Annotated in this window: 15 protein-coding genes; 10 read left to right on the forward strand and 5 right to left on the reverse strand. The window is 33.2% G+C overall.

Annotation, left to right across the window (positions count from 1 at the left end; all coding sequences use genetic code 11):
- Positions 1–90: 90 nt before the first annotated feature.
- From GXM16_RS11125 to GXM16_RS11135, 3 genes are read right to left on the reverse strand one after another with little or no spacing between them, the layout of a single operon-like run.
- A complete protein-coding gene (locus GXM16_RS11125) occupies positions 91–2,031 on the reverse strand; it encodes an LTA synthase family protein (RefSeq protein WP_163394447.1) in 1,941 nt (646 codons plus the stop codon).
- Positions 2,032–2,072: 41 nt separating this feature from the next.
- Positions 2,073–2,300 (reverse strand): hypothetical protein, encoded by a 228-nt coding sequence (locus GXM16_RS11130; protein WP_026984926.1) that lies wholly within the window; start codon positions 2,298–2,300, stop codon positions 2,073–2,075.
- 42 nt (positions 2,301–2,342) lie between these two features.
- Positions 2,343–3,713: an MATE family efflux transporter gene (locus tag GXM16_RS11135; protein WP_163394449.1), complete on the reverse strand. Its 1,371-nt coding sequence runs from the start codon at positions 3,711–3,713 to the stop codon at positions 2,343–2,345.
- Positions 3,714–4,035: 322 nt separating this feature from the next.
- On the opposite strand from GXM16_RS11135, the gene GXM16_RS11140 reads away from it, so the two are divergent.
- Entirely contained in the window at positions 4,036–4,551 is a 516-nt protein-coding gene (locus tag GXM16_RS11140; RefSeq protein ID WP_163394450.1) for a hypothetical protein, read from the forward strand.
- Positions 4,552–4,674: 123 nt separating this feature from the next.
- Here GXM16_RS11140 and GXM16_RS11145 read toward each other — a convergent pair whose 3' ends face one another.
- On the reverse strand, positions 4,675–5,553 hold the full coding sequence (locus tag GXM16_RS11145; RefSeq protein ID WP_163394453.1) for a PPK2 family polyphosphate kinase: 879 nt from the start codon (positions 5,551–5,553) through the stop codon (positions 4,675–4,677).
- 252 nt (positions 5,554–5,805) lie between these two features.
- Here GXM16_RS11145 and GXM16_RS11150 point away from each other — a divergent pair, with 252 nt between their 5' ends.
- The 9 genes from GXM16_RS11150 to GXM16_RS11190 all read left to right on the forward strand — a co-directional run bounded on the left by GXM16_RS11150 (position 5,806) and on the right by GXM16_RS11190 (position 12,173).
- Positions 5,806–6,642 (forward strand): DUF6929 family protein, encoded by an 837-nt coding sequence (locus GXM16_RS11150; RefSeq protein ID WP_163394455.1) that lies wholly within the window; start codon positions 5,806–5,808, stop codon positions 6,640–6,642.
- Positions 6,643–7,317, forward strand: a complete 675-nt coding sequence (locus tag GXM16_RS11155) for a CPBP family intramembrane glutamic endopeptidase (RefSeq protein WP_163394457.1) — start codon at positions 6,643–6,645, stop codon at positions 7,315–7,317.
- Between the two features lie 156 nt (positions 7,318–7,473).
- Entirely contained in the window at positions 7,474–7,974 is a 501-nt protein-coding gene (locus GXM16_RS11160) for an RNA polymerase sigma factor (RefSeq protein WP_163394459.1), read from the forward strand.
- A 2-nt stretch (positions 7,975–7,976) separates the two neighbouring features.
- Entirely contained in the window at positions 7,977–8,921 is a 945-nt protein-coding gene (locus GXM16_RS11165) for a hypothetical protein (RefSeq protein WP_163394461.1), read from the forward strand.
- 34 nt (positions 8,922–8,955) lie between these two features.
- Positions 8,956–9,360, forward strand: coding sequence for a TonB-dependent receptor plug domain-containing protein (locus tag GXM16_RS11170; protein ID WP_163394462.1), 405 nt, complete (start codon positions 8,956–8,958; stop codon positions 9,358–9,360).
- A 55-nt stretch (positions 9,361–9,415) separates the two neighbouring features.
- On the forward strand, positions 9,416–10,120 hold the full coding sequence (locus GXM16_RS11175; protein ID WP_163394464.1) for an SIMPL domain-containing protein: 705 nt from the start codon (positions 9,416–9,418) through the stop codon (positions 10,118–10,120).
- A gap of 34 nt (positions 10,121–10,154) precedes the next feature.
- Positions 10,155–10,742 carry an LURP-one-related/scramblase family protein gene (locus GXM16_RS11180; protein ID WP_163394466.1) on the forward strand — a complete coding sequence of 196 codons (588 nt, stop codon included), beginning with the start codon at positions 10,155–10,157 and terminating at the stop codon, positions 10,740–10,742.
- 112 nt (positions 10,743–10,854) lie between these two features.
- On the forward strand, positions 10,855–11,571 hold the full coding sequence (locus tag GXM16_RS11185; RefSeq protein WP_163394468.1) for a 3-ketoacyl-ACP reductase: 717 nt from the start codon (positions 10,855–10,857) through the stop codon (positions 11,569–11,571).
- A 92-nt stretch (positions 11,572–11,663) separates the two neighbouring features.
- Positions 11,664–12,173 (forward strand): hypothetical protein, encoded by a 510-nt coding sequence (locus tag GXM16_RS11190; RefSeq protein ID WP_163394470.1) that lies wholly within the window; start codon positions 11,664–11,666, stop codon positions 12,171–12,173.
- Positions 12,174–12,257: 84 nt separating this feature from the next.
- Here the strand turns inward: GXM16_RS11190 and mtaB are convergent, their stop codons facing one another.
- Positions 12,258–13,592, reverse strand: coding sequence for a tRNA (N(6)-L-threonylcarbamoyladenosine(37)-C(2))-methylthiotransferase MtaB (gene mtaB / locus GXM16_RS11195; RefSeq protein ID WP_163394472.1), 1,335 nt, complete (start codon positions 13,590–13,592; stop codon positions 12,258–12,260).
- Positions 13,593–13,941: the final 349 nt, after the last annotated feature.

Raw genomic sequence — 13,941 nt, forward strand, 5'->3', positions numbered from 1 at the left:
GTATTTTTTGTTACCCAGGTGTAAAACAAAAAAGATACTAAAAAAAGGCATTTCCTCTTTAGCATCTTTTATTATCAAATGAGTTCCAAATTATTTTTTCACATCTCTCAGCTTATATTTATTCTCCTTATACAAATTTCCCGCTGTTATAACATGTGCCAAGGCATCCTTTGCTAATTCTTCGTTTAATTTTACAGGAATCAAAGTCGTATCATTTTTTATTTCGAACTGAAGGGGTTTCAAATTCGGCTGCATGATCACAACCTGATTTTCGACTCTGAATGCATTGATATCATTAAATTGCATAATAGATCTTCCCTGAGTTTTTGTATCTAATTGATTTAGATTTCGGCCAACCATTGGTGTTTCAAATGATAATCCCAAATAACTTAATAATGTTGGCGGAATATCAATCTGACTTGCTAATTTACTATACGAAACTCCTTTTGGAACTCCGGGGCCCATGATTAAGGCCGGAATATGGAATTTATTAATTGGCACTAAATTCTTTCCGTAGGTTCTCGTATTATGGTCTGCGATTACGATGAAAATCGTATTTTTGAAATAAGCCTCTTTTTTAGCTATTTCAAAAAATTTTCCAATTGAAAAATCGGCATATTTCATCGCATTATTTACTGTCGCAGGCTTTTTGTCATATGGTTGTATTCTTCCTGCCGGATATTCAAAAGGCTCATGATTGGAAGTCGAAAACATTAATGAAAAGAAAGGTTTATCTCCTTTCGATTTAAAATAATTATTCGCTTTGGTTACTAAATCTTCATCAGAATATCCCCAGGTACCTTTAAAAGCATATTTATTTCCGTCCGACTCAAAATCTTCCTGATCTACAATATCCTGAAATCCATTTCCGTTAAAAAACGAAGCCATATTATCAAAATTCGCCATTCCACCATATATGAAGCTTGTGTCGTAACCCTTATGCTTTAAGGCATCCGCCAAAGTAAAAAAACCTTGCTGCGAATTCCCCAGTTTCACTACACTTTCTGATGGCGAAGGTAAAAATCCTGTTACCACTGCTTCTATTCCACGAACACTTCGGGTTCCTGTACAATACAGATTTGTAAACAATAACCCTTCTTTCGATAATTTATCAAATTCAGGTGTCAAAGGTTTTCCTCCAAGGATTCCAACATATTCTGCTCCTAAACTTTCCTGGAGAAAAATGACCAGGTTATAAGGTTTTTTCAAAACAGAATCAGGCTGCTGTACATGCAGAAACGGAATCTCCGCATCTGTAAAATCATTAGGCCCGGCAATCATGTATTTCTTCACACGGGCAATCGCTTCAGATTCCTCCATTTTACCATACATATTGGTATTTCCTTCGTTTTTAATTGAATAAGCAGCGAAAGCAACCGTATAAAATGAATTTAAGCCCAACGTATTAGTAAGCTGATCTGTAGAAAAAACAGCATTACTGGCATTAATTGGACGTTTTGAAGTCAGGCTCGAACGTGCTCCAAAAAACAAGACAAAAGCAACTAACGGAAAAACCATTAGCCTGAATTTATATTCAGTACTTGTTGTTTGAAAATATTTCTTCCCTTTTTTGAAAGCCAGATAAATTACTACTCCCAAAATCAGAAAAGTAACAATAATAGAGGTCAGATAACTTTTCAGAAGCATTCCGACAACTTCCTTTGGATAAATCAGGTAATCTAAGAAAATCTTATTCGGACGTGTATCATATTGTTTTACAAAATCCGGCGAAGCCAATTCTACAAAAAGAATCAGAAACAAAAACAAAAAACTATAAATTACCAAAAATGAGTTGGTAAACTTTATCCATTTATTGGGTAAAAAAGTAATTAAAACCGCAGGCAGAAAAGACAAATAACAAAGTAAAATTAAATCCATTCGAAGACCGATTGGAAAAATATACCAGAAATTGGGTGTTTCTACTACCCTGTCTTTAAAAATAAAAAATAAAAATATCCTGCTTAAAGTAGTGATCAGCAACCCGATTAAAATAAAATTTAAAACGGGTCTTAAAAAACGTAGTTTTTTCATTAGCAAATTTTTGAATATGGGGTATAAACTGCAATCCGTCCCTACTCTTCGTAACGATTTATTTCGCGGTCGTAAAAATCATTTGCTTTTTCGATTAAACCTTCCATTTCAGCATTTAATTCGGCTTCATCCAGATCCTCTGCCTCTTCCAGAAATTCTACCTCATCATCTTTCAGGTTGATAATAAATCTTGGATAATCAAGGTGGATGATAAAAATATCGTCGGGAAAATCAGTATTGTCTCCAAGTAAAAATTTTGGTAATTCCATAATAATTTATTTTTTAAAGCTTCAAATGTAGTTATTTGAAAGTTAATTTTTGATTAATTTTTTGGTTAAGTAATTAAAGCGAATGTAGAGAAAAAATGCAGCTGAAGTTAGTCCTGCCAAAAGTCCGATCCATACGCCTGCTGCTTTCATAGTAGTATATTCTGCTAAATAATATGAAACAGGAAAACCAATGATCCAATACGCCACAAATGTAATGTACATAGGGATTTTTACATCCTGCAATCCGCGTAATGCCCCCAACACTACTACCTGAATCCCATCGGAAATCTGAAAAACGGCTGCAATTAATAATAGTTTAGAAGCAATTGTAATAACTTCAGTATTATCAGTAAGCTGTATCGTGTTTTCCATATTCAGAAAAATATGTGGCAGGAATTGATGGAAAGCCACAAACAAAACGGCAAAAACACTTTCGATAATAATTGCCAGTAAAAAAATTGAGCGTGCCACAATTACTAATTTTTTATAATCCTGCAATCCTCTCTGATTACTCACCCGAATCATGGAAGTAACACTTAAACCCATTGCAAACATAAAAGTCATGGAAGCCAGACTCAGCGCGATTTGATTAGCCGCCTGGCTGGTTCTGCCAATATTTCCGCATAGCCAGATTGAAGCCGTAAACAATACCACTTCAAAAAGCATCTGCATAGCTGAGGGAAATCCAATGCTTATTATTTTTTTGATCGTTTCTTTTTTTATTTCTTCAAAACTGAAATTGCTAAAAAAGCGTTTCAAATCATTTCTTCTTGACAGCATAATGTGCATGAACATCACCAGAAATATTCTGGAAATCACAGTTCCTATAGCCGCTCCAATAATTCCCATTTTCGGAAAAATCCAGATTCCATAAATCAAAACATAATTCATTCCTACGTGAAGCACATTTGCCATTACCATGGCATACATAGAATATTTGGTCAACGACAATCCGTCTGCAAATTGTTTGTAGCCCTGATACATAATTAACGGAATCAGGGAAAAAGCCACCCAGTCCAGATAAGGTTTGGCAAGCGCAATAACTTCTTCAGGCTGGTGCAGCATTTCCATTATTGGTTTCGCCAGAACAATTAGCCCAAATAACATTAATCCTAAAATAGTACACAAAAAAAGACCATGATGAAACGCAGAACGAATTTTATGATCATTCTTCTCTGCATCCCCTTCGGCAACTATAGGTGTAATAGCTGTAGAAAATCCAATTCCCAAAGACATTGCAATAAAAATCATACTATTACCTAAAGAAACTGCCGCCAGCTCGGTACTTCCTAATTTGCCTACCATTATATTATCAACCATCCCTATCAGGTTGTGCCCCACCATACCTAAAATTACAGGATAAGCCAGTCTCAAATTATAGGAAAACTCTTTTGTGTATTGCTTTAAATTCACTTTTATTCTTTTTAGCCTGCAAAGATAACCAGATGCTTTGGATTCTGTTGAAATATTCAATTTTAATGAATTCTACCTTGATTAAAAGCAAAAAAATACTTACATCATTTTAACATCTTAAGCAAATATTAAGAATAAAATGAATCAGATAAAATTTAGCGAAAAAATCAAAAACATCAGTAAAATCAAGAGTTAACAGCAATTTACAAGGTGCTAAAATTTTAACAATATTCACATTATGTAACGATTTTTAAAAATTATATAACTACTTACTATTACCTCAAAACTAATTTTACACCATAGTAATTAAAAAAATACAAGCATGAAAAATTTACAAAACATCCGAATTTTATTTATTGCAGCTATTGCAATGTTTTACACGACAACTTCTTCTGCTCAGAGCAATGAAATAGAAAATTATGATCAGAAATTCAAATTAGGATTTGGTGTAAGTGGGGGAATCCCGACGGACGGGGACGATTATGACTGGGCGCTTGGAGGAGATGTAAGACTTCAGTATGATTTATCAAAAAGAACTTCTTTAACGCTAACTACTGGTTTTACTAATTTATTTGTTGGAGATGATGTTCCTGATTTAGGGTTTATTCCTGCAAAAGCCGGATTCAAAGCTTTCTTCTGGGAAGATCAATTTTATGTTATGGGAGAAGTAGGTGCCGGTTTTGCAGTAACTAATGGGTATAATGAAACTTCACTTTTATGGGCTCCAAGTATTGGATATGCTGGTAAACACATTGATGTGAGTGTAAGATATGAAGACTATGACAAGTTTAATACTAATCAAGTCGCATTACGCGTAGCGTATGGATTCGAATTGTAAAATAAATTAGAGTTATTTTTATTTTTTTTGGTAAAACCCGGCTTACTTTTATTAGTTTGCCGGGTTTAGCTTTATATATTTAAACAAGATAATCAATGTCAAATTATAATATTTTACGCATGTTTAATTCCTGCTCAGTTCCTTCTTATACATTTCAAGATTTGCTTTAATTTTATCGTCAAGTTCAGGTTCTTTGATGTCTGTATACTTTTGCATTTCTTCCCAAATAATTTTTGCTACAATATAGCGTGCCATTTCTTTGTCATCGGCAGGAATTATGTACCATGGAGCATAATCTGTCGAAGTTTTATTTATCGCTTCTTCATAATATTTTTGGTATTCATCCCAATGTTCCCGCTCTTTCAGATCGCCCGGAGAAAATTTCCAATGGTGTTTCTCTTCTTCCAGACGACGTAACAAGCGCTCTCCCTGCTCCTCTTTACTCAAATGCATGAAAAATTTCATCACAATCGTTCCGTTTTCAGTAATATGCTTCTCAAAATTATTGATTTGCTTAATTCTCTTTTTCCAGAATTTCGGTGTAATATCTTCAACAGAATTAATTTCGGGTAAATTCTCTGCCAAAACATACTCAGGATGTACTCGCGTTACCAAAACATTCTCATAATGTGTTCGGTTAAAAATAGCAAACTTGCCTTTTTCTGGTAAAGCAATATAATGGCGCCATAAATAATCATGTTCCAATTCGGTCGAATTAGGTGTTTTAAAACTATGCACCACCACTCCACGTGGATTAAATTCTTTAAAAACCTCCCGAATCAAACTGTCTTTTCCTGAAGTGTCCATACCTTGAAGACAAATCAAAACACCGTATTTATTGTGCGAATACATCACATCCTGCAAATCACTCAGTTTTGCCTGCACTTTATCCAGTTTCTCTTCTTTTTCGTCATCGCTCGCTTCAATATTAAGTAAAGTCGGAATCTTTGCTAACTTTATTTTATCTGTAACTTTAAAATCTTTCGGGTCTATCGATTTCATATTTTCAAATTTTATAATATAAATATACTATTTTTACGAAGCATATTCCTGCTATTCATTGCAATACTTTTTCGATAAATTGCTTTTTCCCAAAGCCATAACAAGAGCTTCCGCCGGTCGCTTTGTTCTGTCAGGAAAAAATGCAATTTCTTCTCAAAGTATTTTCATTGCAAACGAAGTTCACTGAACTCCGATTAAATAGAATTAAGTGAAGTAATCAGGGCTAGGCATTGGTTTTCAAACAAAAATTTCATGGAAAAATTCACATTAGAAATATTATTTCAAATCATCGGAATCGGTTCTGCATCAGGATTGTTTTTCCAAAATAATTCACTCTACATCATTGGTGACAACAGCGGATTTCTATACGAATACAACATGCAGAATCAGCAGTTAAACCAACATGCTTTAATTGACAATCCTACTCAGAATATTCCTAAAAACATAAAACCGGATTTTGAATCGTTAACGAATCACAACGATACTTTATATGTTTTCAGTTCAGGTTCCACTGAAAACCGAAATAAAATGATTGAATTCGACCTAAAATCCAAAACGGTTTTACAAAAAAATAATCTGGTCGATTTGTATGCCTTAATGCAAAATTTCGGCGAAATAAAACCCGAAGACTTCAACCTTGAAGGTGCTATTTTCGATGGCGAAAACTGGTATTTATTCAATCGTGGCAACGGAATTTCAAATAAAAACACGATTTTTACGATTCACGCCAAAAATCTTAGGGAAGAATTTGCCCTGATTTCTGTCAATTACAAACTGCCAAAAATAAAAGGTGTCCGTTCCAGTTTTACCGATGCTGTTTTGGTCGAAGATAAAATTTATTTCCTCTCAACAGCCGAAGACACGAAATCAACTTATGATGATGGTGCCGTTTTAGGCAGTTTCATTGGAAGAATCGACCTCAGGACCATGAAAATTGATTTTACTCAAAAAATAACTTCAACCAATAAATTTGAAGGAATTACTTTTTACAAAAAGGAAAATAGCAAAATTGAGTTTTTGCTTTGCGAAGATAATGATACAGAGCTTTTAGAAACAAAAATTTATAAATTAATTCTACCAATCAAATAAATGCTCAACATTACCTATTCAAAAAAAACAGTTCTTATTTGTGGTATCATACTTTCAACATTGCTCCCTATTCTGGCAATTTATTCTTCTCTATTATTCAAAGATTTAGGTTTTAGTAAGGAAACTCAATTCTATATTTCGAGATTTACAATTTGGATCTCATTACTTCTTTTATTCCTATATTCATTTAAAATAGAAAAACAGCCTTTTCTGCTTTGGAAAGAAACTGAATATCCTTTTTCCTCATTTGTGAAAATCTTATTTATAACTTTCTTAAAATTATTCGTCGCTGTTTATATCGTTGGCCTTTTAATAATATTATTCAAGATAACAGGAGAAAGTGCTGCATTAAATAAAATTTTAACACTTTTTAAAAAGAATTATGTTTTGCTTTTTTTCACTTGTCTTACTGCAGGTATTACCGAAGAATTAATTTTTAGAGGCTATCTTTTACCAAGGTTAGAAGCAATTTTAAAAAATAAAAATCTGGCTATCATACTTTCCAGTATCGTGTTTGGATTTCTTCACATTGGCTACGGAACCTTATTGAATGTTATTGGTCCAATTGTAATCGGGTTTGTATTTGCAATTCAATATGAAAAATATCGAAACATAAAAATTCTTATTATTTGTCACTTTTTATGGGATCTTTTTCTTTTGATTGCTAAAACATAAATTTAATCTCTAAATAAAACCCATTAAAACAAACGCTTACAAAAATATTTTACATTTATCTTCATTTTCGTCCCAACCTTTTTATCTTTTTCGCTCTCTTTATAATTAAAGACCAAAATTGTGATAACCGAAACACTAATTTCTAACTGCAAAAAAATGAACCGCGATGCACAGCGTCAGGTTTATGAGCACATGGCTCCAAAATTGTATGGTGTTTGCAAACGATACCTCAGGAAAGAAGAAGAAATAGAAGAAGCAATGGCCGATGCCTTCTACACTATCTTCACAAAACTGGACCAGCTTAAGGAAGAAAAAGCCTTCGAAGCCTGGGCCAGAAAAATTACGGTGAATCACTGCCTGGCAACGATTAAAAAGAACACCAATTTTAATATGTATCTTGATGATGTAAAAGTTTTATCACAGCCTTTTACAGATGAGATCAACACATTAGAAGAAGAAGATTTACTCAATTTATTAAACCATATCCCCGAAGGCTGCAAAACTGTTTTCAACCTTTTTGTTATAGAAGGTTTTGGACACAAGGAAATAGCCGAAATGCTGAAAATCTCGGAAGGCACATCAAAATCACAACTGAATGCGGCCAAAACCAAGCTAAAAGAACTGGTAATTAAATTGTATTATCAAAAAGCAAAATAGTCATGGACAATCAGGATAAAATATTCGATAAATTTAAAGAAGCTGCGCACAACTCGGAACAAAAAGATTTTCCGGGAATGGAAAAAATCTGGTCGCGGGTTGAAGATAAACTGGACAAAAAAGAAGCTAAAAAAAGTCTTTCGTTATGGAAAAAAATTGCAGCTGCAGCTTCCTTTCTGTTATTAATTTCTCTGGGATTTCAATTTTTAAAAACTAACAAAGCTGCTGTAAATGAGATTCCAAAAGTGGTTATTCAGGAGAATAAAAAATCTCAAAAAGCTAATTCAGACGCAAATTACGAATCAATTTCTAAAGAAGAAGCGGTTGAAATTTTGGAAAATCAGAAAAAAAACAAGGAAAATGTGGCTTTTCAGGAAACCACAGGAACTGCATCAAATACTCAATTTGCCGAACCAGTTGTTGTTTCAGCTATGGCGCCTGAGGCTATTGTAGCAGCGCCTGCTAAAGAAGAATATTCCGAAGAAGACAATAACATAATTTCTAATAAAGAAAACAATGAGAAAATAGGTTATTCTTCAAAATTTAAAGAAAGAGAATCTGCAAAAGTTGCCTTTGCCGATAAACAAGAGGAAAAGGCTAAAAAAGCAGCCCCTTTAATCGTACTGAACGGAAATGCAATTTCTCACAGCAATGACGCAAAAAGAGATAAAATGATGCAGGATGAATTGCCAAATATGAGTCCGGAAAATGTAGAATCACTGGTTATTTTAGATGAACCGTTATACATTATTGACGGAATCTATTATTCGGAAAATGATCTATTTAGCACAAACCCAACAAGTCCTTATGCCCCTTTAAACAAACAGGAAATTAAAACCATTACCATTCTTCAGGATCTGGAAGCCACTTCAAAGTATGGCGAAAAAGGCAAAAAAGGAGTTGTTATTATTACTACTAAAACCGGAAAACCGGCTCTGAAGAAATAACCAAAAACTCTTTCTAAATTTTAAATTTACTTGCATGAAAAACGTAAAACTTATTTCATTAGCCCTTTCTATGCTTATTTCTTTCGTATTAAAAGCACAGGAAAAAACCGTTACCGGGAAAGAAAACAGTTCTGAAGAAAAAGAAATGGCACCTGTAACTTTTGCCAAACCAAAGGACACAATTCCGAATGTAAAAGTTTCATCAAATTTTGCCCAGGCAACAGTCCGGGCTCCTCTAATTAGAAGCTGTGCATCTTCCATCTCTGCAACCAAAGAACCTATTTATATTTTAGATGGCGAAATCATCAACTCCAGTCAATTTTCTAAACTAAATCCAAGTGATATTAAAGGAGTAAAAGTGTTAAAAGGTCAAGATGCAACTTCAATTTACGGAAACAAGGCTATCAACGGAGTTGTAATTATAACTATTAAAGGATAGTTGTAAGGAACAAAAAACACCTATGACAAAATATTAATCATTAAAATTTCATCATATGAAAACACTTTTAACACTTTTTATGCTTCTTTCAATCCATTCATTTTCCCAAAGCAATAATTCGATTGACAAACTTTTTATTGAAACTTCCGGCAAGGCAGACACGTTGATAATACCAAATAAAATATGGATAAATGTACTTTTGATGGAAAAAGATTTTAAAGGCAAAAAATCTGTAGAAGAAATGGAAAAAGAAATGATTCAGAAGTTAGAATCAATTGGCATCAATACAGAAAAAAATCTTAGTCTCAATTATATGTCCAGTAATTTTAAGAATTATATTCTGAAACAAACTGATATTTTCAAATCAAAATCATATTCTATTTTGGTTAGTGATACTAATACAACCGCAAAAGTTTTTATAGGATTAGAAGAAATTGGAATTTCAAATGTTCGAATTGAAAAAGTAGAAAATACAGAAGAAGAGAAGATTAAGCTTTTAATAAACGGCAAGGCAATATTAAATGCAAAACAGACTGCTCAAAGTTTTGTAAAACCTTTAAATCAAAAAATTGGAAATGCTATTCAAATAAGTAACTTTGAAATCATGCCAAATCAATTTACCGGACAATTAAATGAAGTTGTAGTAAGAGGGTACTCTTCAAAAATATATGGGAATAGGAGCCCAAATTATGAGAGCAACATTGAATTTGAAAAAATCAAGGTTTCAAGTTCAGTTCAGGTTAAATTTTTATTAGAATAATTAAAAAACATACAAATTAATTTCAAACAATTTCATGAACCCAATTTTAAATCAGAATTTATTCCTTGTAAAAGAACATATCGGAATGTTTAAAGCGTCAAACAATTATGATATTTATAATCCGGAAAACAACCAGATCATTATGAATTGTCGTGAAAACAATCTGGGCTTTTTTACTAAAATATTGCGCTTTACAGATTATAAGCGAATGACGCCATTTAATGTAGAAATCACAACCGCATCTGGTGAAAAATTAATTTCAGTAAAACGCGGCATTGCAATTTTTCGTTCTACTGTTGAAGTTTTTGACGAAAAAGATCGTTTGGTTGGGACTTTCAAACAAAAGTTCTTTTCGTTTGGAGGAAGATTTGAAATACTGGATAAAAATGAAAAACCGGTTTGTACCTTACAAGGAAAATGGACAGGCTGGGATTTTAAATTCACATATGAAAACAAACAGCTTGCACAGGTAAGTAAAAAATGGGCCGGAATGGGTAAAGAGTTTTTTACCAGCGCTGATAATTATATATTGCAAATTGAAGAAACAGTAGCTGCTGATTCTCCGCTCAGACAATTAATTCTGGCAGCCGTAATGTGTATTGACATGGTTTTGAAAGAATAAACAAAAGCTGTTAAACTTAGATTAAGAAAATAAAAAAGCATCTTTTTGGTAAGCAAAAACTGTATTTTTGTAGTACTGAACAGATGCTTCTGCATTTCTAAAAACGACACTCATGACAAACTTAAAAAATAAAAATGCCCTGATCACAGGAGCCGGTAAAGGAATTGGAAAAGCGATTGCAATTGCCCTTGCAAAAGAAGGTGTAAACGTAATCCTAATTTCAAGAACCCAGTTAGACGTTGAACAATTAGCCGTAAAAATTGAAAATTTCGGGGTTAAGTCATTAGCATTAACCGCAGATGTTGCAGACATTAATTCCGTAAACAAAGCAGTAGAAAAAGCTTTGGCCGAATTTAAAACTATTGATATTTTAATCAACAATGCCGGAATTGCTTCTTTTGGAAATTTTTTGGAATTAGAACCTGCCGAGTGGGAAAAAATTATTCAGGTAAACCTAATGGGTACCTATTATACTACCCGCGCTGTTTTGCCCAATATGATTGAAAGACAAACCGGTGACATCATCAATATTTCATCAACAGCCGGATTAAACGGAAATGCCTTAACGAGTGCCTATAGTGCCTCAAAATTTGCTGTTCTGGGTTTAACGGATTCTCTGATGCAGGAACTCAGAAAGCACAATATTCGTGTTACAGCCTTAACACCAAGTACTGTCGCAACCGACCTGGCAATCGATTTAAAATTAACAGATGGCAATCCTGAAAAAGTTATGCAGTCAGAAGATCTTGCTGAACTGATAATTGCACAGCTGAAACTAAACCGCAGGGTGTTTATAAAAAACAGCAGTATCTGGTCTACTAATCCTTAAACATTAAATCTCAAAAATTAAATTCCAAATTCCAGATGATGTAAAAAATTGAGATTTGGAGTTTTAGTATGGGAATTTTTAAAAACAATATGATGGAACAATATTTAAGACAATTGGTTTCAATTGCATTTACAGATAAAAAAGAAATCTTTACTGGTTTTTTAATTGATTATTCAGATGACTGGATTTTACTTAAAAACAATCCAATCGATTTTATACTTGATGGTTTTGTAATTTTAAAAAACAAAAACATAGAGGCAATCGAAAGAGATGAAGAACTGGCATTCAACGAAAAGGTGATTCGCCTGAAAGGTTTAAAAACAAATGCCGAAGATATTATTCCAATTAAGGATTTAGGTACAATCTTAAATTATATCAGTAACAAATACGGTATTTTTCAGATTGTAAAAAAATCACCCAAATCAGTTTATTTAGGAAAACTCATTGAAGTAAATGAAGAAATCTTAACCATTGACTTCTTAGACATTCGAGGTGCTTTTGGCGGCGAACTGAGTTTTAATCCTGATAAAATAAGAGTAATCGAATTTGATTCAGATTATATCAATTCTTTGAAATTGGTTTCAGAAGAAAACAAGCAATAATAACTCCTAAAAAAACAACAAGCCCTTCAATTTCTTTTGAAGGGCTTGTTGTTTTTTTGTCAATATTGTAGACTATCTTTAAAATTATGCTTCTGCCAGTTTGTTTAAAAACTCCAGACGAACACTTCCGTCTTCATCAATTTTAGTCAGATTGATTTCTTGTAAAGTATTCACCAATTCCGGATTCCACGGTGTTTTCACTTTTACATAGTTTTCTGTAAAGCCATGAATGTAGCCTTCTTTGTTTTCACTTTCGAATAAAACTGTTCTTTTAGATCCTAACTGGCTTTCATAAAAAGCACGGCGTTTTTTAACCGATAATCCACGCAGCATTTTACTTCGTTTCGCTCTTACATTAGCAGGAACAGCGCCCGGCATATCAGCAGCTTCGGTATTATCTCTTTCAGAATAAGTAAAAACGTGTAAGTACGAAATATCCATTTCATTCAGAAAATGATATGTTTCTAAGAAATGCTCATCTGTTTCACCTGGAAAACCAACAATTACATCAACACCAATACAGGCATGCGGCATCACTTCACGAATTTTGTTTACACGGTCTGTATATACCTCACGCAAATAACGGCGTTTCATTAATTTTAAAATATCATTACTTCCGGACTGTAGGGGAATATGAAAATGCGGTACAAAAGTGCGGCTTTTTGAAACGAATTCGATGGTTTCATTTTTCAATAAATTAGGCTCGATTGATGAAATTCGTAAACGTTCGATTCCTTCCACTTTATCTAAAGCCTGCACTAAATCTAAGAAAGTATGCTCATGTTTTTTATTTCCGAACTCTCCCTTTCCGTAATCACCAATATTAACTCCGGTCAAAACAATTTCTTTAATGTCCTGAGCAGAAATTTCTTTTGCATTCTGCAATACATTCTCTAAAGCGTCACTTCTTGAAATTCCGCGGGCTAAAGGAATCGTACAATAGGTACATTTATAATCACAACCATCCTGGACCTTCAAAAAAGCGCGGGTTCTGTCACCAATTGAATAACTTCCAACATAAAAATCGGCTTCAGCAATCTCGCATGAATGAACCTCACCCATGTCGTTTTTGCTCAAGTCATGAATATAATCGGTAATTTTAAATTTTTCAGTAGCACCCAAAACTAAATCGACACCATCTACTGCTGCTAATTCCTCCGGCTTCAATTGGGCATAACAGCCTACAGCAGCAACAAAGGCCTTATCATTAAGTTTCATTGCCTTTTTTACCACCTGCTTAAATTGCTTATCGGCATTTTCTGTTACAGAACATGTGTTAATAACATATATATCTGCAACTTCTTCAAAATCTACCCGGTCAAAACCTTCATCATTAAAATTTCTGGCAATTGTAGATGTTTCTGAAAAATTCAGTTTACATCCAAGCGTATAAAAAGCAACTTTTTTTCTATTTTCCATAGGAATACACTACGTTTTAAGTAGTAAGATTATTATATTTACATCTTCAATTGAAGAGTTTGCAAATTTACACACAAATTTCTTTAAAAGAAAATCAATAATAGATTATAAATCAACATATTGAATCGAACAGCTATTTATTTATTAAATTAAGAGATAGAATAAAAATTAGTTAGCGTTCAAATTAACGTTATTTTTTGAAGTGAGGTTTTAAGCTGAAGAAATTAAAATTGAAAGAAAAAATCGACAAAAAGCAAATAAATCCGACTAAATACACAAAATTAGTTATAAATTTATTTTTTTCTTACATTTTTCTTTGCTGACATTAATATTAAACCTAAATTCACAA

It is taken from the genome of Flavobacterium limi (assembly GCF_010645075.1).
Classification (GTDB): domain Bacteria; phylum Bacteroidota; class Bacteroidia; order Flavobacteriales; family Flavobacteriaceae; genus Flavobacterium; species Flavobacterium limi.

Excerpts from the sequence above, each read along its gene's own strand:
- GXM16_RS11165 (WP_163394461.1), top strand. The coding sequence starts at position 7,977 with ATGGACAATCAGGATAAAATATTCGATAAATTTAAAGAAGCTGCGCAC.
- GXM16_RS11190 (WP_163394470.1), top strand. The coding sequence starts at position 11,664 with ATGGAACAATATTTAAGACAATTGGTTTCAATTGCATTTACAGATAAA.
- GXM16_RS11130 (WP_026984926.1), bottom strand. The coding sequence starts at position 2,300 with ATGGAATTACCAAAATTTTTACTTGGAGACAATACTGATTTTCCCGAC.
- GXM16_RS11170 (WP_163394462.1), top strand. The coding sequence starts at position 8,956 with ATGAAAAACGTAAAACTTATTTCATTAGCCCTTTCTATGCTTATTTCT.
- GXM16_RS11125 (WP_163394447.1), bottom strand. The coding sequence starts at position 2,031 with ATGAAAAAACTACGTTTTTTAAGACCCGTTTTAAATTTTATTTTAATC.
- GXM16_RS11140 (WP_163394450.1), top strand. The coding sequence starts at position 4,036 with ATGAAAAATTTACAAAACATCCGAATTTTATTTATTGCAGCTATTGCA.
- GXM16_RS11180 (WP_163394466.1), top strand. The coding sequence starts at position 10,155 with ATGAACCCAATTTTAAATCAGAATTTATTCCTTGTAAAAGAACATATC.
- GXM16_RS11155 (WP_163394457.1), top strand. The coding sequence starts at position 6,643 with ATGCTCAACATTACCTATTCAAAAAAAACAGTTCTTATTTGTGGTATC.
- GXM16_RS11145 (WP_163394453.1), bottom strand. The coding sequence starts at position 5,553 with ATGAAATCGATAGACCCGAAAGATTTTAAAGTTACAGATAAAATAAAG.
- GXM16_RS11150 (WP_163394455.1), top strand. The coding sequence starts at position 5,806 with ATGGAAAAATTCACATTAGAAATATTATTTCAAATCATCGGAATCGGT.
- mtaB (WP_163394472.1), bottom strand. The coding sequence starts at position 13,592 with ATGGAAAATAGAAAAAAAGTTGCTTTTTATACGCTTGGATGTAAACTG.
- GXM16_RS11185 (WP_163394468.1), top strand. The coding sequence starts at position 10,855 with ATGACAAACTTAAAAAATAAAAATGCCCTGATCACAGGAGCCGGTAAA.
- GXM16_RS11160 (WP_163394459.1), top strand. The coding sequence starts at position 7,474 with ATGAACCGCGATGCACAGCGTCAGGTTTATGAGCACATGGCTCCAAAA.
- GXM16_RS11175 (WP_163394464.1), top strand. The coding sequence starts at position 9,416 with ATGAAAACACTTTTAACACTTTTTATGCTTCTTTCAATCCATTCATTT.